Origin of the sequence: Flavobacterium sp. SLB02 (assembly GCF_009664855.1) — a bacterium.
Classification (GTDB): Bacteria; Bacteroidota; Bacteroidia; order Flavobacteriales; family Flavobacteriaceae; genus Flavobacterium.
Map to the genome: position 1 here is coordinate 4,757,493 of NZ_CP045928.1, position 20,231 is coordinate 4,777,723.

Sequence of the window (20,231 nt, forward strand, 5' to 3'; positions counted from 1 at the left end):
AACGTTTCGGGTTTTATATTCAAAACCTTTATTTACTAAAGACTAGTAATTAAATTGTAATCTGTTATCTTCAATTTTAGCGTTAGCTTTCAATGCAGGTAAAATTCTGCTTGCATCTGATGCACTTTGCGCTTTTACTTTTGCTACATATTCTGCGTGATTTGCAGCAGCAGGTGCTTTTATAGTACTAATGTTTTTTACCACATATACTCCTGTATTTCCTTCGATTGGAGCAGAAATTTTGTTTGCTGTTAATGCAAATGCATTACCAACAACTTTAGGCTCTTGTCCAACTCCACCAGGCAAAACCGGATTATCCATAGTAACATTAGTTGCTTGTTGAACCGCTACACCAGCGCTTTTAGCTACAGCTTCGATAGTAGAACCTGTCATTTTAGCTTTTAACATTTCAGCTTTTTTCTTGTTTTTCAAGATCGACTCAACGTATGGTCTTGCTACTGTTACAGATACTAAACCTGATTTGTTTTCGCTTTTGTATTGAGCAATTACGTGTCCGATATTAGCGATCTCAAAACGTTTTACATCTCCAACACTAGTTTCTTTGTCATAAGCCCATCTGATGATGTTACGTTGGTTTCCTAAAGGACCAAACGCTTCATCCATAGCTTTTGCTGTTACAGGAGGAGCTACTTTCAAACCTAACTCTTTTGCTGTAGCATTAAAATCTTTCTTAGCAGCATCCATTTCGAATTTAGTTGCTAATGTAAATACTTTATCAGAAGTAGCTTCAGAAGGCTCGATTTTTTGAGCAATTGTAGCTAAACGAATTCCGTCTTGTTTATCAGTAATTTTGATAATGTGAAATCCAAAAGGAGTTTCTACTAAACCAACTTTTCCAATTCCGTTATTGAATACAAAATCATTGAATGGTTTTACCATTTGGTTTGGACCAAAATAACCTAAATCACCACCTTGTTGTGCAGATGAATCATCAGAACTTGTAAAAGCCAACATCATGAAACTATCTGGATTTGCCTGAACCTGAGCTAAAATTTCTTCTGCTTTAGCTTTAGCTTCTTCTTTAGTTCTTTTTTCTTTTTGGTTTGGAGTCTGAGATCCTTCATAACCAATTAAGATATGACTTGCTTTTGCATTTACACCAGCTTTAAATCCTAAAGATTTAGAAATAGCATAGTATCTTCCGTAAATGTATGGTCCGTAAATTGCTCCTGCAGGCAAACTGAATAATTTATCAGCATCAACAGCTGGTAAAGCATTTTTAGGAACATAAGTAGAGTCATAAGGAACATCAGAATTTGAATTTACAAATTCAGCAATGTTTGTTGCATTTCTAAAACCTGGTAAAGTATCGTTTTTACCAGTTTTTGCGTTATATTCTACTCTTCCGTTTAATAAAGCAGTGATTTTAGATTTGATTTCAGCTTCGTCTTCTTTTGAAGCTTTGTCTTCTACTAAAACATATTGAATTTCACGAGTTGCATCCGCTTTGAATTTTTTCTCGTTTTTCTTCATATAATCTACAATTTCTGAATCAGAAATTTTCACCTCGCTATCTTTAATTGAAGAATATAATGCAGCAGCATAAGCAAAGTTTACTTTGTTAGCTTCCATTTCATATTTCAATTTTCCTTCGCTAACTGTAGTATAAAGACCTGCTTTTACTAATGTGCTGTAGATTTGGAATTTTGCGTTTAATTCAGCATCTTTTTCTTTTTCAGAAATAAATTGTGCCGCTTCAGGATTAGCTTTAAAGTATTCTTTAAATTTCGCTACATCAAAAGCACCAGCAGCATTTAGGAACATTGGATTTTTACCAATGTTTGGATCTGATTTTAAAACTTCAAGTAAGTGTTTCTCACCTACTCTTAATCCTAATTTATCAAACTGAGAAGATAATAATGCGATTGAAACTTCTTGATCCCAAACTCTGTTTGCAGCTTCAGTGGAAGTAATCCCTTGTCCACTTTTTTCAACATTACTAACTTTAACTCTAAAGTCTTCAAATGAAATATCTTTTCCATCGATGCTTCCTACATCTTTTGAACTTTGACCGAAACTTCCTCTAGTGAATAGATCTTGTATTATAAATGCAAATAATGCAAGTGCAATAACTCCTATCAATAAAGCGGAACGCTGTCTAATTTTTGCTAAAACTGCCATTTTTATTATCGTTAATTTTATATTCAGTTTGCGAAAATACAATTATCTAGTTAATAACAATACAACTAGCGTTTTATTTTACACAATTTTTTTCATTAATTAAAAAAATCACTCTTTTATTGTCAATTTAACCAATTCAATTTTCTTATTTGTAGCTTCTTCAATCACAAAATGATAGCTGTCAATCACTATTTCTTCGCCTTTTTGGGGGATTTCTTTTGTCGAATTAACAATAAAGCCACCTAATGTTCCGTAAGAATCTTCTTCAGGAATATTCAACTTATAGGTTTCATTAAGATATTCGACATCTAACCTTGTCGAGAACAAATACTTACCGTCGCCCAGCTCCTTTTCGATCAGTTCTTCTTCCTCTGAATCATGTTCGTCTTCAATCTCTCCAAAAAGTTCTTCGACTATATCTTCTATCGTTATTATCCCGGAAGTTCCGCCATATTCATCCAAAACAACCGCTACGTTTTTTCGTTTTTTAATCAACGCATTCAAAGCGTCTTTGATCAAAATCGTTTCCGGCACAAATTCAACAGTCATTAAAACTGATTTTATTGTTTTTGGTTTTTTAAACAAATCAAATGAATGCACATAACCCACAATGTCATCAAGAGAGTTTTGACTGACGACAATTTTAGAATATCCTGTCTCTATAAATAAGGCTTTAAGATCCTCGATACTGTCAAATAAATCTATATCGACTATTTCTGTACGGGGCGTCATAATATCACGCGCTTTTACGCCTGAAAACTCTAATGCGTTCTGAAAAATCTGAATTTCAGAATCGACTTCTTCATCATCTTCGACAGAATTCATTTGCTCTGTGATGTAATTTCCAAGCTCAATTTTACTAAAATACAACTGAACCTGATCGCCTTCTGTTTTGAAAAATTTTCGCAATACAAAATCCGAAATCCAGATAAAAAAAGTAGAGATATAATAAAACAATCTGTAAAACAGATAGGCAGGAATTGCAAAAATCTTAATTAATGAATTGGCATAGATTTGAAAAAACACCTTTGGGAAAAATTCTGCCGTTATCAAAACAACAAAAGTCGAAATTATCGTCTGAACCAATAAACTGGTGAAATTAGAAAAATGAAATCCTAAATTGCCGATACATTTTAGAATTAAATCTCCCATAAAAAAACCATACACAACCAACGCTACATTGTTACCAATAAGCATTGCAGCGATAAATTTTGAGGGATTCTCTGTAAGTTTGGTTAGGATTTGGGACAAAAAATTATCTTGTTTTTTTTCGATTTCAAGATAAATTTTATTCGAAGAAATAAAAGCGATTTCCATTCCTGAAAAAAAGGCTGATAGTATTAAACATAGTATTATAATACTAATTTCCATTTTTTACTGTTTTTTATAATGATCATCAAATTTCTTTGCATATTTTCTCCTGAAGAAAAACATAAAAACACTTACACCTGCGATTATAAAGCTCAACCATGGATTTTCACCAGGCGAATATAGCTTCGTAACTCCATCATAAATGAAAGCAGCTGCAATTAATAAATAAAGATATTGCGTGTATTTTAAAATGCCCATAATTATAATTTTTCGTCTGATTCAAATTCACCGCTAACACGCTGCGAATTAATCACTTTAAAGTCTTTACTAAAATCGATTCCCTGACCGTAAGAAATACCTTTAGCATCTGTAAGCTTAAATTTTCTTTCGGTATAAAACCATTCGTTTTTCTGGTCAAAATACAACTGCTCAGTTTCAAGCATCTGACCGGTTTCTGAAGTAATCTTAACCTTTCCCTGCAAATCTATTATACCGGTTAGTTTATATGAAACTGCATAATTTGATACTATAAAAGTACGCTTTTGTTTTTTATCATATAAAGTAACATCAATTCCTTTTGGGAATTCTGTAAATGGAAAATCCAGATTAGAGTAATCTAACATCTTAGGGCTTTTCAAAACACCTGTTATAAGTCCGGAATCTGTATATTTTATATTTACAGTATCTGCATCACTCCCGGGAACAAACTCTGAGAAGTTAATTTTTTGAACTTCTTTAAAATTACTTTCGCATCCAAAAAACAGTGTCACAGTAAAAACTGTGACAACTGCTATAATATATCTTTTTGGTAAATTCATTTGCCAAATGTAGTAAATTGTATGAGCTTATAAAAACACAATTTTTATGCTTAATTGAATTTACTTTTAACGAACCATCTGTCATTGAAAGAAAAACTCAAACTAAAGTTGAAATAATTCTCCTGAACTAAAGCTGCAGAGGTTGTTCCTCTTTTACCATATTCAATTCCAACGTTTACGTTTGAAAAAGTTCCGCCACCAATTGGGATTCCTGCTCCTAAAGACATCCCGAGATCATTAATTGACTCGTTATTAACAATTAGACCTAATTTCTCATATTTCAAACCGGCTCTATAAGTAATTCTGCTTAAATAACTGGTAAAAGAAGCATAGTTAGGAATAAAATATCCACCCACTGCATATTTTTGATACTTTTCGTAACGTACGTTAGGAGCAGCATTATAATAATTAGCCAATTCTCCGTTACCCTGAAAAGCAAGTGTAGTACCTACTAACCATTTTCTTGCCTGCCCAATACCGGCACCAATTGTAATTTTATTTGGTAGTTTTAATTCATTTTCTTGCGAAGGAACCTCATAAGGATCAGGATCGCCGTCTACCGCAATAACCCTGGTACTATTAGAATTTAGAGTACTTGCAAAAGTATAAGCTAAGCTGGTAAATACACTTAATTTTTTATTGATTTTTGTTTGATACATGGTACCAATATTAAAACTAACACCTGACAATTCAGAAGCATTAGTTTCTCTTGTGCCATTTTGAACTCCTGTAGCAAGCTCTATAGTTGTAGTCGTGATTTTACCAAAATTATATTGCACATCACCTCCAATATTCCACTTAGGTGTAATTTTATACCCTAAACCAAGGAAAACTTTATTCACACCACCTTTTCCCTGAAGCTGTGAACTTGTTCCGTCTGGTATTGCTGTCTGGTCATTTAAGATTCTATAGTCAACAGAAGTTACAGGAACCAAACCAAAAGCCGCCCCAAATTTTCCCATTGGGATACCTAATGCCAAATAATCAAAAGTAGATCTTTGAGATTTTGCAGATTCTTCTGTCGTTTTTAATTTTGCGCTTCCAAAAGTTCCCCCTACTGTAAAAGTAGTTTGTCTCAAACTGGCATAACTTGCCGGATTTTCAATATTCAAATGGATACTATCCTGCTCTACCGAAACCCCTGCCATAGACCTATTTTCAAGAGTTCCTTTAAATCTAACATCACCAATTCCGAAGAAAGAATAAGGAGACGCACCCTGTTGAGCAAATGAAACGAACGAGATAAGCAAACAAGCGCTTACTATAATTTTTTTAATCATTGTCGATTTTTATATTGAAATGTTTGATTCAAACTTTCTAAAAGGAAATTTGAATTGGCAAATATGGTATTTTTTAATCGTTTAGCCAAAAAAACTGCATCACCTCCCGTTAAAATTATTATAAAATTTGAAAAGTTTGCCCGATATTCATCGATAAAACCATCAATCTCATAGACGAACCCATTTGCAACTCCGGAGTGAATGGCCTGTTTTGTTGAGTTTCCTATGTAGTTTTCAGGCGTTTCAAAAGTCAGTAAAGGCAACTTGGCCGTGTAGTTATGTAATGCCTCATAACGCAATCTTAAGCCTGGAGAAATTGCTCCGCCTAAATAATTATCATTTTCGTCGATAAAATCGTAGGTAATGCAAGTTCCCGCATCGATCACCAACCTGTTTTGTTTAGGAAACTGCAAAGTAGCTCCCGAAGCCAAAATCATCCTGTCGATTCCTAAAGTTTTTGGAGTAGCATATTTATTTATAAAAGGAAAAGCATCTTCATGGGTGAAAAAATGAACATTCAAATCCTTTTCGAAAGCCAAAAAAGATTCTTTTTCTATTTTTCCGACCGATGCAACGACCAAATCGGAGCAGTTTGAAAATTTTTTTAAAATTTTTTTAATTTTTTCTTCAAGCTCATTTTTCTCAAAAACAAAATTTTCAAGAACAGTACTCTCCTCAAAAACAGCAGCTTTAATTCGAGTATTACCAACATCAATTGTTAAAATCATATTTATTTCTTTACCATTGCGAAGATACGAATTGATTTTTTTAAAAAAATGTTTTGGATAAACGAAAAATGATTCTATCTTTGCACCCGCATTGAGCACAAGACGGTACCTTAGCTCAGATGGTAGAGCAATGGACTGAAAATCCATGTGTCCCTGGTTCGATCCCTGGAGGTACCACCAAAACCCGAATAGCAATATTCGGGTTTTTTGTTTTATAGCTTTCTGGCAAATTCCAAAATTTTTAAAATTCCAAAGTTTTTACCCAAAGTGCGCTAAGATTTTCACCTGACGTTATGCTGAGAAAACGCAAAGTTCGCAAAGCTTTACGATAAAAAGCTTTGCGAACTTTGTGTTTTTTACTTTGCGATCTTTGCGGTTAATTTTTTTTTCGCTTAAATCTGGTTCCGAAAAAAAACTATTGATGAAACACCGAAACCGCAGGGAAATAATATCCTGAATAATTTACCGATGCTATTTTAACTCCTGAATCGGCGTTGAATAAATAAAGATTATTAATAGAGAAATTAACCCCAAAACCTTCATTTAATGTATTCAGTACCAAAGTGTTTTTCTTTCGATCATAACCAATTCCTGCACCATATAAGATATTTGAATTTGTTAAACTAATAAAAGGTTCCGCCAAGGACTCCGGAGTTCCTGTGTATTTATAAACTTCTTTACCACCGCTAAAACTTCCGTTTTTAGCAATAAAAATATCATTTTTAGCCGCTGTAATAGATCCCGGATGCCATGCTCCCCAGCTTCCGTAAGCCTGAAAACCTAATGCGATTTCTTTTACTTCAAGCGTATTCGAATCTATACTTATAAGTTTTTTACCTCCTGCTGCCCATACTTTTTTATCATCGGTAACTGCAAATCCTAAAACCATACCCGGAATAGTTTTTTCGATAGCCAATGTCGAAGCATTAATAACAATCACTCCTTTTGAAGCAGACAATGCAAAAATATAACCGTTAGACTTAACGATATCTCCTACCTGACCGGCAATACCATCGATTTGCCCATTTACCTCCATAGTATTAAGATTAAGCTTAAATATCCCTTTACTCGAAGTCAAAAGAGCTTGATTTTCATCAATACCTACTACTGCACGCCAGTCGTTTCCGCCTTTAGCCACGATTCTTTTTTCTTCTTTAAGGGAATAAGCATCAGCAACTACAACTGGTCCGCCAACTTTAGAAACTAAAAATAGTTTTTTATTGATGATCCTTCCAAATTCTAATGTAGACGTTGCCGGTTTTAGATCCTTATCCGGATTTACTTTTACAAAAACACTGTCTTCCACGGCTTTTGTATCATATCTGTAAAACCCTACCGTTCCTGTTCCGTGACCAAACCATCCTTCGTTGATCATAAAGAAACCGTTTTCATATGCTCCCCATGCATGAATATCATAAGTTAGAGAAACGTTTCCGCCATCATTTTTGGCTGTCATTGTAATTTTAAAATCGCCTCTTGCTTCCGGTTTAAAGATATAAGTAGAATCAGATCCTACTACTTTTCCGTCTACGGCCCATTCAAAAGAAACATTCTTTCTATCGGCTAATTTTGAGCTTAATTGCAGCGTTTTTCCAATGGTCAAAGTATCTTTTAACTGCTGTTCGCCTTTTATTACAGGTGGAGCTGTAAAATCATCATCATTATTACACGAAATTGTCAGCAGCATCAAAGAGACGATTGCAATTAATGGTTTGGAAAAAAATTGGTTTTTCATTATTAAATATTTAAAAAATTATATTACTTAAATCTTTAAATCGAAATACAATTTACCTGGACAAAAGCGGTATAAGCACTTTTGCAAAAGCAAACATCTTGTACAACGATACGTTTTAATGATTTTTTTAATGAAGAAAAACAATGAATCGCATAGAAAAACATCTCGAAGAAAATTGTTTTGACGATATCATATTTGCAGAAAAAAAAACTCATAAACTCTATTTTTGGCTTACGAGAATAGAATAACGAAACAATACATGATCACACAAAGTGAAAAGTATTGTTCTTAATTCAAGCTTCAATCCCCGAAAGCTATTTATTACTATAAAAATGGCAGGTCTTCTGACTTGCTCCCTACACCCAGCCTTCCCTTTCAAAATGAAAAGTGACGTATTAAAGGGTTTCAGTTAATGAGCTTACAGCTGCGGGACAGTTTTGGATTTTCACCAAATTCCCTTTTAATGTCAATATTGCATCAATATGACAACCATTTTCTGTTCTAAAATTTGAGCTGCAAAACTAGTGTTTTCTTTCGTAACAAAGCAACAGTCCTTTATTTTAAAGGCTTTGACCATTGCTGCAAACTATAATTTATTTCGATTTACAAAGCTTTGACTTACCGAATAAATGTTAAATCAACAAATAAACATCATTTGTTAAAAAAGTATCAAATAAATAAAAAATTATCTTTTATATTCGTGAAAAAATATTTAATACTCTTAATTGTCATCAAGTATATAAATTAGTTTATGAGCAAAACTTCTACAAAAGGCATCTGGAAAGTAATTTCGGCCTCATCAATGGGTACTATGATTGAATGGTATGATTTCTATATTTTTGGGAGTTTGGCCGTTGTAATTTCAACTAAATTCTTTCCGAGTGATAATCCAACCGCTGCCTTCTTATCGACTTTGGCCACTTTTGCTGCCGGATTTGTCGTAAGACCTTTTGGCGCTTTATTTTTTGGAAGACTCGGAGATATTATTGGCCGAAAATATACTTTTATGGCTACCTTATTATTAATGGGGGGTTCTACTTTTTTAATAGGCTGTATCCCGAGTTATGAAACGATTGGTTTTATGGCTCCATTATTAGTATTGATTCTGCGTTTATTACAAGGATTAGCGCTTGGTGGAGAATATGGAGGCGCAGCGACTTATGTTGCCGAACATGCTCCTGTGGGACAAAAAGGATATTGGACTTCCTGGATTCAAACTACAGCTACAGTTGGTTTATTTATTTCGTTAATGGTTATTCTGGCGACCAAAAATGTACTTTCGTCTGAAGATTTTGATTCCTGGGGATGGCGGGTTCCGTTCTGGGTTTCGATTGTTATGGTGGGTGTTTCTTATTTAATTCGTAAAAACATGGATGAATCTCCTGTTTTTGCCAAAGCTAAAAAAGAAGGTACAACCAGTACAAATCCTCTAAAAGAAAGTTTCGGAAACCGATACAACCTGAAATTCGTGTTACTCGCATTATTTGGGGCCACAATGGGACAAGGTGTTGTTTGGTACACCGGTCAGTTTTACGCTATGAGTTTTATGAAAACCGTAATGAATATCGATTCGTCGCAAGTTGATGGACTATTAGGAATTGCATTATTATTAGGTACTCCATTTTTTATTTTCTTTGGATGGCTGAGCGACAAAATAGGACGAAAATATATTATGATGGGCGGAATGCTTCTTGCGATTTTGTTCTACAGGCCTATTTACAAAATGATGTACAATACTACAGATGTAAACTACAAAACAGAACTTACTCAGGCCACAAAAGAAACAATCGAGGTTAATAAAGACAACGATTCTATTTATACTACACACAAAGAATATAGTGATGGAACTTCTTTCTTAGAGAAAAAGACGCATTTTTCAGGCAAAAAAGAAGCTCATATTACTACTTCGATTACGATCAATTCAAGCGATGAGTGGACTTTAATTTTCTTAGTTTTCATTCAGGTCTTATTTGTTACGATGGTATACGGACCTATTGCGGCATTTTTAGTCGAAATGTTTCCAACAAAAATCAGATACACGTCAATGTCTTTGCCTTATCATGTTGGTAATGGTATTTTTGGAGGTCTGCTTCCTGCTATTTCGACATATTTTGTAACTCATGCTAAAGGAGCCGGAAAACCGGACTTTTATCTCGACGGACTTTGGTATCCTATTATTATAGCTTCAGTCTGTTTTGTAATTGGAATGATTTACATCGATAATAAAAATAAAACCAATCACCTTTAATATTATAACTATGAATACTATCAAACAAATTTTAGGTGTTTTGTGGATTATCCTTGCAGTTGCAGCGGCATATTTTTGCATATTCGAATTTGGCTTACCCAAACTCTTGTCTGACCAACAAGATGATTTAGTATTTGGAATCATCATCCTTTTTATTCTTACTCCTCTCATTGTTTTAGGATTGGGAACTTTTGGCTATTTTGCCGTAATTGGAGAATACAACGAAGAGAAGTAATACAAAATTACATGAGAAAAGGGCTGTCTATTAATATAGAGCAGCCCTTTTTCATTACTAACCAAACCAAAAATTTTAATCTGTTAGAGATATATTTTAAACCTTTATTTTTTAACAAACTTCATTACTTGCGTTTTACCGCTTTCATCCAAGGCTTTTACAATATATAAACCCGTTTGTAATTCGCTTACGCCAAATTGAAAATCAACGTTTCTATTTGAAGCGAAACTTTTAACCAATTGTCCGGAAATTGAATAAACCTGAACTTTTGTAACAGCAGTATTTAAAGTAAAATAGTCTGAAACCGGATTTGGGAATAAATTCACCGCATTTCCTTTTTCAAAATCTTCAATGGCTAAATTCGCTGTTTTGTTGCCATAAATTCTATATTCTCCAGCAGGTAAATTTATTGGTGCATTTATATCCGCAACATTTATAGTCGTATTATCCATTAAATTATACCACGTTCCTGCATACGGAAAACCTGTTGAAACATTTTGTGCTGTAACATCAAAATTGGCCAGAATTAAAACATCTTTTAATTGTGCCGAAGCCAAACTGGCATTGGTTATTTTAATATTTAATGTTAACGAATTAGAATTTGGAATTGTAGAAGTTCCTAAAAATACAGGTTCTGTTTTTTTAAGCGTGATCATTTTAGCCCAATCGTTATAAATTTTATTACGATTTGAATTTCCTAACCAATTGTTTACCCATTGAGGCTGTGGTTTAGTATCTAATTTACAATCTCCTGAAATGGCATCTGAATCTGTATTTACAGAATTATTATTGCAGGTAAAAATTGAATTTTCCCAACCTAATTCCCCAAAATGCCAAATCATTTTTGGCCCCGGAACCAACAATGAAACAGCTCCAATTGCCGACATTCTGGATAAAGCGGTATCTAAAGTTTTCACATTATAAGTCCCGCCTGAAGCACCATATTGTAGATTTTTATACATCAAACGTTCTTCGTCATGACTTTCTGCATAACCTATTAAACGATTTGCGACAAACCCACGATTTGCACTTGACATTTTCGAGATATTACTTTCAGTCGCATATCCCATAGACAATTGATTATACTCTTTTGTCATTTTTCCCCACATCATAATTCCTTTACTTGGCGTTTCAGAAATTTTATAATCTGCCCATTGTTTTTCTTCGGTTTCGGTTCCCAAATGTTCAAAAATGGTGTAATGTGTCGGGTCTAAACTCCATGAATAATCAGCATATTTCTTTAATATATCTACCCTATCCTGCTGATAAGCATTGGTACAGGCTTCATCTGCGGCAGTACAAGCTTGTGTAAAACCTTTCGTTAAATCCCAACGGAAACCATCAATTTTATATTCCTGAATCCATTGTTTAATTACACGTTCTACATAATATTGTGTTTTTACCGATTGATGATTAAAATCTTCTCCAACACTAAAAGTATGTTTGGCTACTGTATTAAAATAAGGATTTTCAGCTGTTGGCGCTCCAAATCCATCACCATCAGGATCGTTCATCCACATTCTCACCATCGGATTTCTGCCAAAAGCATGATTCAATGCAACATCCAGAATAACCGCAATTCCGTTTTGATGACAAACATCAATCAGTTCTTTTAATTTATCTGATGTTCCATAAAATTTATCCAATGCCATGTGGAATGACGTATTGTAACCCCAGCTCTCATTGCCTTCAAATTCCATTACCGGCATTAATTCGATAGCATTTATTTTTAATAATTTAAAATATTCTATCTTATCTATTAAACTTTGATAACTTTTACCCGAATCAAAATCACGAACTAAAACCTCGTAAATTACCAATTTTTCCTTTTCAGGTTTTGTGAAATTAGTTATTTGCCAGTTATATGGCGTTTGTCCCGTTTTAAGAACTGTAACTTCAAAATTTTGTCCTGTTGGATAAACTGGCATATTTGGATAAGAAGCTTCAGGAATAGAAGGGTCATCGTAAGGAGATAATACCAAAGTTGAATACGGATCAGCCGTTTTTACCAAGGAAGGCGAGTTTGCAATTGGATTAGTTTTTACCACCCAATATTGATACGTATTATTTACACCGGAAACTAATCCGTTTAATTCTAACCAAAATTTTCCGGAAACAGGATCTTTTTTCATGGCATACGCCGATGAAGGCTGCCAATTATTAAAACTTCCGGCAACGTAAACAAAATCTTTTAAAGGTGCATCCAGAACCAAAGTCGCTCTTGTAGCATCGGCCGCATTATAATTAATTCCATCTACTAAACCTGTTGGCATTGCCTGCGAAACCGTATTTGGGTTTGCTATTACCGAAAATTTCTTTACAATTGTAGTTCCTGCCTGAGTAACAGTCAGCTCGTAACTCTGATTATTTGTAACACCAATATGAGAATAAGAATAGCTCACGGTACTTGTATTTGTATTAATAACGGTTCCGTTAGCTTTTAAGGAATAACTTGCCACACCATTTGTATTTGTCGCAGCAATATTAAAATTATATCCCGATGCTATAATTGAAGCACTATTTTCTACCGGAGAAGTCAATGAAACCTGAAAAGAACCAACTTCGATTAAAATATCCTGTGATTGTTTAGTACCTGTTCCGTCTTTAGCTTTAACAAGAAAACCTATTTTCCCAATTCCGTTTCTATTAAAATATACCGATGGTGTAAATGTTTTTGTATAAGTATCGGTTGCGGAATTATAAGTAAACTTACTTGCTTCATTTGATGCAGTCCAGGGTCCGTTAGAAGGAGAATCCATTTGAGTGGTATCATTTACATCATAAGACCACGACCAAAGATATAATGCATTCCCAATAACTCCCCAGGTACTTTCATCAATACTTGTACCATTAATAGTAATGGTAATTGGTGTCGTATCTTCAAAAGTTGAAGGGCTAATGGAGTAAGTTGCCATTTGTTTTTGTGCAAAAGCAACTACTGCCATCAATAAAAATATTGATAGTAAAGTTTTTTTCATAATGTGGTTGGTTGGTTAGTTTATAAAAAAAGGCTATCATAGAGACAGCCTTTCTTTTAATTATAACAAAACGTTAGTTTTTTGTAATGGTGTATTTTTTTGCAACAAAATCAACAATGATTGTATAGTTTCCTGCAACAGTAACTGGAATGTTAGCACCTCCGGCTTCTAATGTTAAATCATTACCATTATCACCATAGTTAGTGTCCCATTTATCGTCAAGTCTAAATTTGTAATCTCCAACTTTCAACGGTCCAGTGTACGAATATGTTTTAGTTGCTAAATCATACTCTAAATTAGTATCCGGATCATCCCATCCATTAGGAGTTGCAGAACCAATAAGTCCCCAGTTGTCCCATGCAGAATATGACGTAATAGCTAATTTAATAACATTTGAGTACTGAGCAATGCCTCGCGCACCAACATACGATTTAACACGAATGTCTGCATCTTGAGATTGAAAAGCCGTTAATCCGGCATTTACCGCTGCTGCATTAAGTTCTCCGCTTGTTACGACTACTTTATTTGTTGTAGTTACAGAAACGACAACCACATCTTTGAAGTCTGTTCCTGATTTTGCCATTTCAACCTGATAAGTTACCGGTGTCGACTCACCTGCATATTGTGCAGCATCCCATGTAAAAGTTGCAGCTACTTTGTTAGGTTCTGCTTTATCAAGAACATAAACTGATCCTTCAGCAGGAACTGCTAATACAGCCGCTTTTGTTGGCGTAACTACAGTTAGATCATCATCTGAATCACAAGCTGTAGCGGATATAAATAACAGTGCAAATGCACTTAGTTTTAATATATTTTTCATATTTCTCGTATTAAGATGAATAACCTGGATTTTGTGTTAACTGTGGATTTGCCTGTAACGCAGTTGTAGGGATTGGGTACAAGTTGTAAGTTTCAGGAATTGCAACTCCATCTTTTACTCCACCTTTCCAAGGCCATAGATAAGATCCTCCAGTAAATTTTCCAAATCGAATTAAATCCTGTCTTCTGTGTCCTTCAAGGTTTAATTCTCTACCTCTTTCTTTCAAAATAAAATCAAGGTTTAATTCTCCTGCATTTATTTCTCCTGCATGCGATCTTGTTCTTACTTTATTTACATATTCTAAAGCTAAGCCTGCAGAACCTCCACTTGCTCCTCTTACTACACATTCAGCATACATTAAGTAAGCATCAGACAATCTGAACAAAGGAAAATCTGTATTAGCAAAACTTGTTGCATTTGTTGGTCCTACAAAGTTTTTGTTTGTAAATTTCACACTAGGATAACCGTCAGTCCATTTTTTATAATCATTCATTTCATAAGAATGTCCTGTAGTAAAGAATAATTTTGCTCTGTCATCTGGAGAATCAACCAAGTTTCCATTATTAAATAATCCGTACCACGCTTTAGTAGCTCTGTGACCAGTCCAAGCATCAATAGCACCATAATTATTAGGATTCATTGTTTCTGTACTAAGGTTTCCGTTAATGATATAAGTTGTATTACCATAACCCTGACTCACTACAGCATCTGCAATTAAAAAATAGATAATTTCCGGCGAAGTATTATTATCTCCTGAAAACACACTTCCAAAATTTGGCGCAAGAGTATAACCACCTTCATCGATTACTTTTTTAGAATATAATAAAGCATCATCATATCTTTGAGTTCCTGTATACACTTCTGCATTTAGGTATAATTTTGCCAAAAGCATTCTTACTACATTTTTATCTGCTTTACCGTAAGATTTTGTTGCTGTAATAGTACCTTCAACCTCTTTTAATTCAGATTCTAAAAAGGCAAAAAGCTCTTTTCTTGTTGATTCTTTTTTTGGAGTCGTTGTATTAATATCAGCTTCGGTTGTAATAGCTCCTTTACCAAAACAATCTATAAGATAGTAATAAGCTAATCCTCTTAAAAAACGCAATTCTGCAATATGATTTTCTCTGTTTGGAACATCTACTTTCGTCGTTTTTAAAATCTGAATTAAATTACTTGACTGAGATATCGTGTAATAAGCTCTGTCGTATAAATATCTAAAGAATTTATTATTTGCATTCCACCCACTTGTTGTAGTTAACTGATCTAAACCATCATCTCCCCAACGGTTTTTCATACCATCTGCAGAGAAATCCTGTAAGTTGATGATACTTCTTAAAAAAGCAGCTTCTCCAGCATCTTTTGTAGTAACATCTGTAGAACTTGGACCATCAGGACCTGAAAGAGCAAAAGTTCCGTAAATTTTAGAAACTAAACCGTCTACAGCATTTGGATCCTGCTCTAAAAGCTTATCCAAAGTCAATTCTACTTTTGGTTCTGTATTTAAGTCATCTACACAAGCAGTGAATAAGAATAGAACCAAAGCAGCTCCTATAATCTTAAATTTAAATTGATTCATCTTTATATTTTTTTATTAAAAGTCTAAATTCAGACCAAAACTGAAAGTTCTTGATCTTGGATAGAAATTATTATCAATTGCATTGAAATTCTCCGGATCAACCCCTGTATAATTGGTTACAATAAATACATTATTAGCTGAAGCATACAATCTTAAAACAGCACCTTTAATTGCTTTGTCAAAATTATATCCAAGAGTTATGTTCTGACAACGTAAAAAGCTTGCATCTTCTAAGTAATAATCAGAAAATGGAACGTTTCCGTTTATAGTTTGAAAATCAAATTCAGTATTCAAAACATTCGTTAAACTAGTTGAATTTGCAGGCAATGCTTTATCAATAAATCCAGACTGAAGTTTTCTTGCATTGTATACTTTCCCTCCTATTTGACCATTGAAAGTTGTTGATAAATCAAACTGTTTGTACGAAGCTGTTAATCCTAAACCATACGTCCAGTTTGGTCTTAAAGCCACATAATATCTGTCACCATCATCGATAACACCATCTCCGTTTTTGTCAACAAAAGCATTTTCTACCGGTTTGTTGTTTGAATCATAAACTTGTTGAAATACCCAAGCTGAATAAGGTTGTTGACCAACAGTATTGTAAGCAATCTTTTGTCCTGTTCCTACCGGAATGTTCGATGCGTTATCTACGTTTGTCGTTCTGTTATTCAAATCTGTAATTTTACCAATGTTATAAGCAATGTTTCCATTTACAGCTAAATTGAAATCATCACTATTGATCACTTTTACATTTAAGTTTCCTTCAACACCTTTATTTTTCATGTCTCCAACATTAGCAACAAACTCATTTGTTAAAGCTTGTCCAGGAGCCGCTGAAACTACAGAAAGCAAATCTTTTGTATATTTTTGATACGCATCGATACTACCTGTAACAATACTTTTTTCAAAAAGATCAAAATCAATACCTACGTTATATGTAGTTGTTTTTTCCCATGTTAAATCCTCATTATAAGGTTTAGCATAATAACCATTTACTCCAGGAATATAAGTACTTGAGGTACCAGTTGGCGCAAATAATGCACTGTAAGGATAAGAACCTGCAACACCCGTTATATCTTGTTGTCCTGTAATACCGTAACCTAATCTTAATTTTAAGTCTTTAAAGGTTTTAGAATCTTTTAAGAATGATTCGTCTTTCATTCTCCATGCAACACCTGCTGCAGGGAAATAACCCCATCTTTTATCTTCTTTAAATAAAGAAGATCCATCTGCTCTTAAAGTAAACGTAAATAAGTATTTGTCTACTAAATCAAAATTTGCTCTTCCAAAAAACGATTGTAAGTTTCTCTCGTTATAGTATCTGTTATTAGCATTATTCGCCGGGTTTGGAGTTAATTCTCTTAAACCGTTTACAGTACTATACCTGTAATTTTCCTTAGTTCCGTCAGTTTTAAAGTTTTGATAAGAATAACCTGCCTGAGCATCTACTCTGGTTACAAATCCTGTTAAACTTTTGTTGTATACAAAATAAGCATCTAATGTTTTATTTGTAACGGTTTGATCTTCGGCATAATTTAAACCTGGATTAAACACATACGTTGGAGGAGTTGTTCCGGCAGAGTTGTCTAATTGATAAGTCTGAAGAGCATTCTCTGAATATGATTCTCTAATTTTTGATTTAGATGCTTCGATACCACCATTAACAACAGCTCTTAAAGCTTCGAAAAATGGCATTTTATAATCTAATTCAATGTTTCCTAATAATTTCTGAACTTCCTCCGGACGAGATCTTTGATTCAAGATTGCCAATGGATTTTGCGCTCCATTAATAGATTTATTAGTATTAAGCAACTGATAGTATCCTCCAAAAATATTATTTGGTGAATTAGGATCAGCATAAGCTGGTTTAGTAGGATCCATTCCTAAAGCACTACCAATAACAGCATCAGCATCTATAGCATTCTTTTTAACAGAGATACCTTTAGCATTAACATCAATTTTTAAATGATTATCTAATAAAACTGGTGAAAGTTTAATAGATCCTGTATATCTTTCAAGATCATTTGTTCTTACAACACCTTCATTTTTAGCATAACCAACAGAAGCTCTAAATGGAATTTTACCAAATAAATTCGCTCTTGCACTAAAGTTATTGTCACTAGAGAAAGATGTTCTGTAAATTAAATCCTGCCAGTCTGTATTGTATAATTTTCTTCCTTCTATTTGAGGAGTTGCCGGATTATCAACCGCACCACTACCATCAGGAACACCTAATAAATTAGTGTAATCAGGGTGATACTTTTGCATGAAAGAAGTAAATTGAGTTCCAGTCATCATATCAACAGGATTATTTACTTTACCAACAGTTATATTAGATGAAAAAGTAAATTTTGGAGCACCACTAACACCTTTTTTAGTAGTAACAATGATCACACCATTAGAAGCTCTTGAACCATAAATAGCGGTAGCAGATGCATCTTTTAATATTGTAAACGAATCAATATCATTAGGATTTATCAAGGTTAATGGATTAGAGATTCCTGCCGGATTTGTATTATCAATTGGCACACCATCTATAATAATCAAAGGATTGTTATTACCAGATAATGAACTTCCTCCTCTAATTCTAATATTTGGGTTTGCATCTGGCATACCACCATCTGTAGTAATTCTAACACCAGAAGCTCTACCTACAAGTAATTGATCTGCAGAACCAACCGGTCCTTTATTAAGCTGATTGGCTGATAAAACAGTTACCGCACCTGTCGCGTCTTTTTTCTTAACAGTACCGTAACCTACTTGTACCACAACTTCTTTAAGCTGATTGGTATCTTCCTCTAAAGAAATCGATATAGTTTGCTGACCATTAAAAGTTACAGTTGACGTTTTATATCCAATAAATGAAACCAAAATTTTGTCTCCATTTTTTAAATTAGATAACTGAAATTTACCGTCAAAATCTGTCGATGCACCGCCTGGAGCACCTTGTACATTTACGTTTACTCCCGGGATTGGTTGCCCCGTTGCCAGATCGGCAACTGTTCCTGTCAAGGTACTTTGAGCTAGTACACTAAACGGTAACAGTAGGAATAAAAATAACAACTTTTTGTAAATTGTTTTCATACTTTTTGTTTAAATTAGTTTGAGTTTTTGATTGTTAGTTAAGTTTTTAATTTTACTTCGAATTTCAAAATTATGAATTTATTAACGTGCTCGACCAGAGACCTTTTTTATTGAGTTACGAAAACGTGATAGTGTTGAAAACTTTCTATTTTTTGTAATCTTTTCAGTCAAAAAATGTCAAATCAAAAAATAAAAGATACCTTTATTAATAATTAGATTTTTTTCAACAAATCCTATGAAACGTAAAATAACCCTAAAACAGATTGCAAAGGAGCTCGACGTTTCTATTTCAACTGTCTCAAAATCACTCAGAAACAGTCTTGAAATAGGAGAAGAAACACGTCTAAAAGTTCAGGCTTTTGCAAAGTTTTACAACTATAAACCCAACAACATTGCCCTTAGTCTAAAAAACCGAAAAACCAAAAGTATTGGTATTATCATTCCGGAAATTGTACATTACTTTTTCTCTACAGTAATCAACGGAATTGAACAAGTGGCAAACGAAAATGGCTACAGTGTTGTCATATGCTTATCTGATGATTCTTTCGATAAAGAAGTCTTAAATATGGAGATGCTGGCCAACGGAAGTATCGATGGTTTTATCATGTCTCTTTCTAAAGAAACCCAATACAAAGGTGACTTTCACCACATTACAGAAGTTATCAATCAGGGAATGCCTGTTGTAATGTTCGACCGTGTGACCAATGATATTTTATGCGATAAAGTAATTATTGACGATAAAGCAGCCGCTTACGAAGCTGTTCAGAGTCTGATTGATAATGGCCGAAAAAAGATTGCCCTTGTAACTACTGTTGATTATGTAAGTGTTGGAAAATTAAGAACTGATGGTTACGAAAAAGCACTTCTGGACAACGGATTACCATTTAATGAAGATTTAATAATAAAAATCGAGGATGTCGATACTTGCGAAATCACCATCAGCCAGCTTTTACACGACAGGGCTTTTGATGCTGTTTTTGCTGTAAACGAGCTTTTTGCCGTAACAATCATTAAAACAGCGAACAAAATGGGACTTAAAGTTCCGGAAGATCTTGCCGTAATCGCTTTTACCGACGGAATTATTTCTAAATACTCTACTCCCACTATTACAACTGTAAGCCAAAGTGGTGAAAAAATGGGTAATAAAGCAGCTAAAATGCTGATCGAAAGACTAGAAGCCAATCATGATGACGACGATGAAGAAAACGAAAATTACACCACAGAAGTAATAGAAACGCACCTAATACAAAGAGAATCTACTGACTAATTTTCT

At 34.0% G+C, this 20,231-nt stretch carries 14 protein-coding genes, 1 tRNA gene and 1 riboswitch; of the genes, 4 read left to right on the forward strand and 11 right to left on the reverse strand.

Annotation, left to right across the window (positions count from 1 at the left end; all coding sequences use genetic code 11):
• Positions 1-42: 42 nt before the first annotated feature.
• The 6 genes from GIY83_RS17795 to GIY83_RS17820 form a co-directional block, all read right to left on the reverse strand.
• Positions 43-2,142, reverse strand: coding sequence for a peptidylprolyl isomerase (locus tag GIY83_RS17795; RefSeq protein ID WP_194615869.1), 2,100 nt, complete (start codon positions 2,140-2,142; stop codon positions 43-45).
• Between the two features lie 108 nt (positions 2,143-2,250).
• Positions 2,251-3,513 carry a hemolysin family protein gene (locus GIY83_RS17800; RefSeq protein WP_194615868.1) on the reverse strand — a complete coding sequence of 421 codons (1,263 nt, stop codon included), beginning with the start codon at positions 3,511-3,513 and terminating at the stop codon, positions 2,251-2,253.
• A 3-nt stretch (positions 3,514-3,516) separates the two neighbouring features.
• Positions 3,517-3,711 carry a hypothetical protein gene (locus GIY83_RS17805; protein ID WP_194615867.1) on the reverse strand — a complete coding sequence of 65 codons (195 nt, stop codon included), beginning with the start codon at positions 3,709-3,711 and terminating at the stop codon, positions 3,517-3,519.
• 2 nt (positions 3,712-3,713) lie between these two features.
• The gene (lptC, locus tag GIY83_RS17810) at positions 3,714-4,271 is read right to left on the reverse strand and encodes an LPS export ABC transporter periplasmic protein LptC (RefSeq protein WP_194615866.1); all 558 of its coding nucleotides are present in this window, start codon (positions 4,269-4,271) and stop codon (positions 3,714-3,716) included.
• A 50-nt stretch (positions 4,272-4,321) separates the two neighbouring features.
• A complete protein-coding gene (locus tag GIY83_RS17815; protein ID WP_208682698.1) occupies positions 4,322-5,551 on the reverse strand; it encodes a hypothetical protein in 1,230 nt (409 codons plus the stop codon).
• The gene (locus GIY83_RS17820) at positions 5,548-6,279 is read right to left on the reverse strand and encodes a type III pantothenate kinase (RefSeq protein ID WP_194615864.1); all 732 of its coding nucleotides are present in this window, start codon (positions 6,277-6,279) and stop codon (positions 5,548-5,550) included. Before GIY83_RS17820 ends, GIY83_RS17815 begins: the two co-directional genes overlap by 4 nt.
• Positions 6,280-6,383: 104 nt before the next feature.
• Between GIY83_RS17820 and GIY83_RS17825 the strand changes: the two genes are divergently transcribed.
• A tRNA-Phe gene (locus tag GIY83_RS17825) sits at positions 6,384-6,459 on the forward strand.
• A 235-nt stretch (positions 6,460-6,694) separates the two neighbouring features.
• On the opposite strand, the gene GIY83_RS17830 is transcribed toward GIY83_RS17825, so the two are convergent.
• Positions 6,695-8,014 (reverse strand): DUF5074 domain-containing protein, encoded by a 1,320-nt coding sequence (locus tag GIY83_RS17830; RefSeq protein ID WP_208682700.1) that lies wholly within the window; start codon positions 8,012-8,014, stop codon positions 6,695-6,697.
• A 316-nt stretch (positions 8,015-8,330) separates the two neighbouring features.
• Positions 8,331-8,523: riboswitch (cobalamin riboswitch) on the reverse strand.
• Between the two features lie 242 nt (positions 8,524-8,765).
• Here GIY83_RS17830 and GIY83_RS17835 point away from each other — a divergent pair.
• Both GIY83_RS17835 and GIY83_RS17840 read left to right on the forward strand, forming a co-directional pair.
• Complete coding sequence (locus GIY83_RS17835) at positions 8,766-10,262, forward strand: MFS transporter (protein ID WP_194619979.1); 1,497 nt, start codon at positions 8,766-8,768, stop codon at positions 10,260-10,262.
• A gap of 10 nt (positions 10,263-10,272) precedes the next feature.
• Positions 10,273-10,497 carry a DUF6814 family protein gene (locus GIY83_RS17840; RefSeq protein ID WP_208682702.1) on the forward strand — a complete coding sequence of 75 codons (225 nt, stop codon included), beginning with the start codon at positions 10,273-10,275 and terminating at the stop codon, positions 10,495-10,497.
• Between the two features lie 104 nt (positions 10,498-10,601).
• Here GIY83_RS17840 and GIY83_RS17845 read toward each other — a convergent pair whose 3' ends face one another.
• The 4 genes from GIY83_RS17845 to GIY83_RS17860 all read right to left on the reverse strand — a co-directional run bounded on the left by GIY83_RS17845 (position 10,602) and on the right by GIY83_RS17860 (position 18,958).
• A complete protein-coding gene (locus GIY83_RS17845; protein ID WP_194619975.1) occupies positions 10,602-13,475 on the reverse strand; it encodes an alpha-amylase family glycosyl hydrolase in 2,874 nt (957 codons plus the stop codon).
• Between the two features lie 73 nt (positions 13,476-13,548).
• Positions 13,549-14,295 (reverse strand): SusE domain-containing protein, encoded by a 747-nt coding sequence (locus GIY83_RS17850; RefSeq protein WP_194619973.1) that lies wholly within the window; start codon positions 14,293-14,295, stop codon positions 13,549-13,551.
• Positions 14,296-14,305: 10 nt separating this feature from the next.
• Positions 14,306-15,871: a RagB/SusD family nutrient uptake outer membrane protein gene (locus tag GIY83_RS17855; RefSeq protein WP_208682704.1), complete on the reverse strand. Its 1,566-nt coding sequence runs from the start codon at positions 15,869-15,871 to the stop codon at positions 14,306-14,308.
• A 15-nt stretch (positions 15,872-15,886) separates the two neighbouring features.
• Positions 15,887-18,958, reverse strand: a complete 3,072-nt coding sequence (locus GIY83_RS17860; RefSeq protein ID WP_208682706.1) for a SusC/RagA family TonB-linked outer membrane protein — start codon at positions 18,956-18,958, stop codon at positions 15,887-15,889.
• 235 nt (positions 18,959-19,193) lie between these two features.
• Between GIY83_RS17860 and GIY83_RS17865 the strand changes: the two genes are divergently transcribed.
• The gene (locus GIY83_RS17865; RefSeq protein WP_194619966.1) at positions 19,194-20,225 is read left to right on the forward strand and encodes a LacI family DNA-binding transcriptional regulator; all 1,032 of its coding nucleotides are present in this window, start codon (positions 19,194-19,196) and stop codon (positions 20,223-20,225) included.
• The last annotated feature ends 6 nt before the right edge of the window (positions 20,226-20,231 follow it).

What these genes read in the sequence shown, in the direction of transcription:
- GIY83_RS17795 (WP_194615869.1), bottom strand. Translation starts at nt 2,142, where the DNA reads ATGGCAGTTTTAGCAAAAATTAGACAGCGTTCCGCTTTATTGATAGGA.
- GIY83_RS17800 (WP_194615868.1), bottom strand. Translation starts at nt 3,513, where the DNA reads ATGGAAATTAGTATTATAATACTATGTTTAATACTATCAGCCTTTTTT.
- GIY83_RS17805 (WP_194615867.1), bottom strand. Translation starts at nt 3,711, where the DNA reads ATGGGCATTTTAAAATACACGCAATATCTTTATTTATTAATTGCAGCT.
- lptC (WP_194615866.1), bottom strand. Translation starts at nt 4,271, where the DNA reads ATGAATTTACCAAAAAGATATATTATAGCAGTTGTCACAGTTTTTACT.
- GIY83_RS17815 (WP_208682698.1), bottom strand. Translation starts at nt 5,551, where the DNA reads ATGATTAAAAAAATTATAGTAAGCGCTTGTTTGCTTATCTCGTTCGTT.
- GIY83_RS17820 (WP_194615864.1), bottom strand. Translation starts at nt 6,279, where the DNA reads ATGATTTTAACAATTGATGTTGGTAATACTCGAATTAAAGCTGCTGTT.
- GIY83_RS17830 (WP_208682700.1), bottom strand. Translation starts at nt 8,014, where the DNA reads ATGAAAAACCAATTTTTTTCCAAACCATTAATTGCAATCGTCTCTTTG.
- GIY83_RS17835 (WP_194619979.1), top strand. Translation starts at nt 8,766, where the DNA reads ATGAGCAAAACTTCTACAAAAGGCATCTGGAAAGTAATTTCGGCCTCA.
- GIY83_RS17840 (WP_208682702.1), top strand. Translation starts at nt 10,273, where the DNA reads ATGAATACTATCAAACAAATTTTAGGTGTTTTGTGGATTATCCTTGCA.
- GIY83_RS17845 (WP_194619975.1), bottom strand. Translation starts at nt 13,475, where the DNA reads ATGAAAAAAACTTTACTATCAATATTTTTATTGATGGCAGTAGTTGCT.
- GIY83_RS17850 (WP_194619973.1), bottom strand. Translation starts at nt 14,295, where the DNA reads ATGAAAAATATATTAAAACTAAGTGCATTTGCACTGTTATTTATATCC.
- GIY83_RS17855 (WP_208682704.1), bottom strand. Translation starts at nt 15,871, where the DNA reads ATGAATCAATTTAAATTTAAGATTATAGGAGCTGCTTTGGTTCTATTC.
- GIY83_RS17860 (WP_208682706.1), bottom strand. Translation starts at nt 18,958, where the DNA reads ATGAAAACAATTTACAAAAAGTTGTTATTTTTATTCCTACTGTTACCG.
- GIY83_RS17865 (WP_194619966.1), top strand. Translation starts at nt 19,194, where the DNA reads ATGAAACGTAAAATAACCCTAAAACAGATTGCAAAGGAGCTCGACGTT.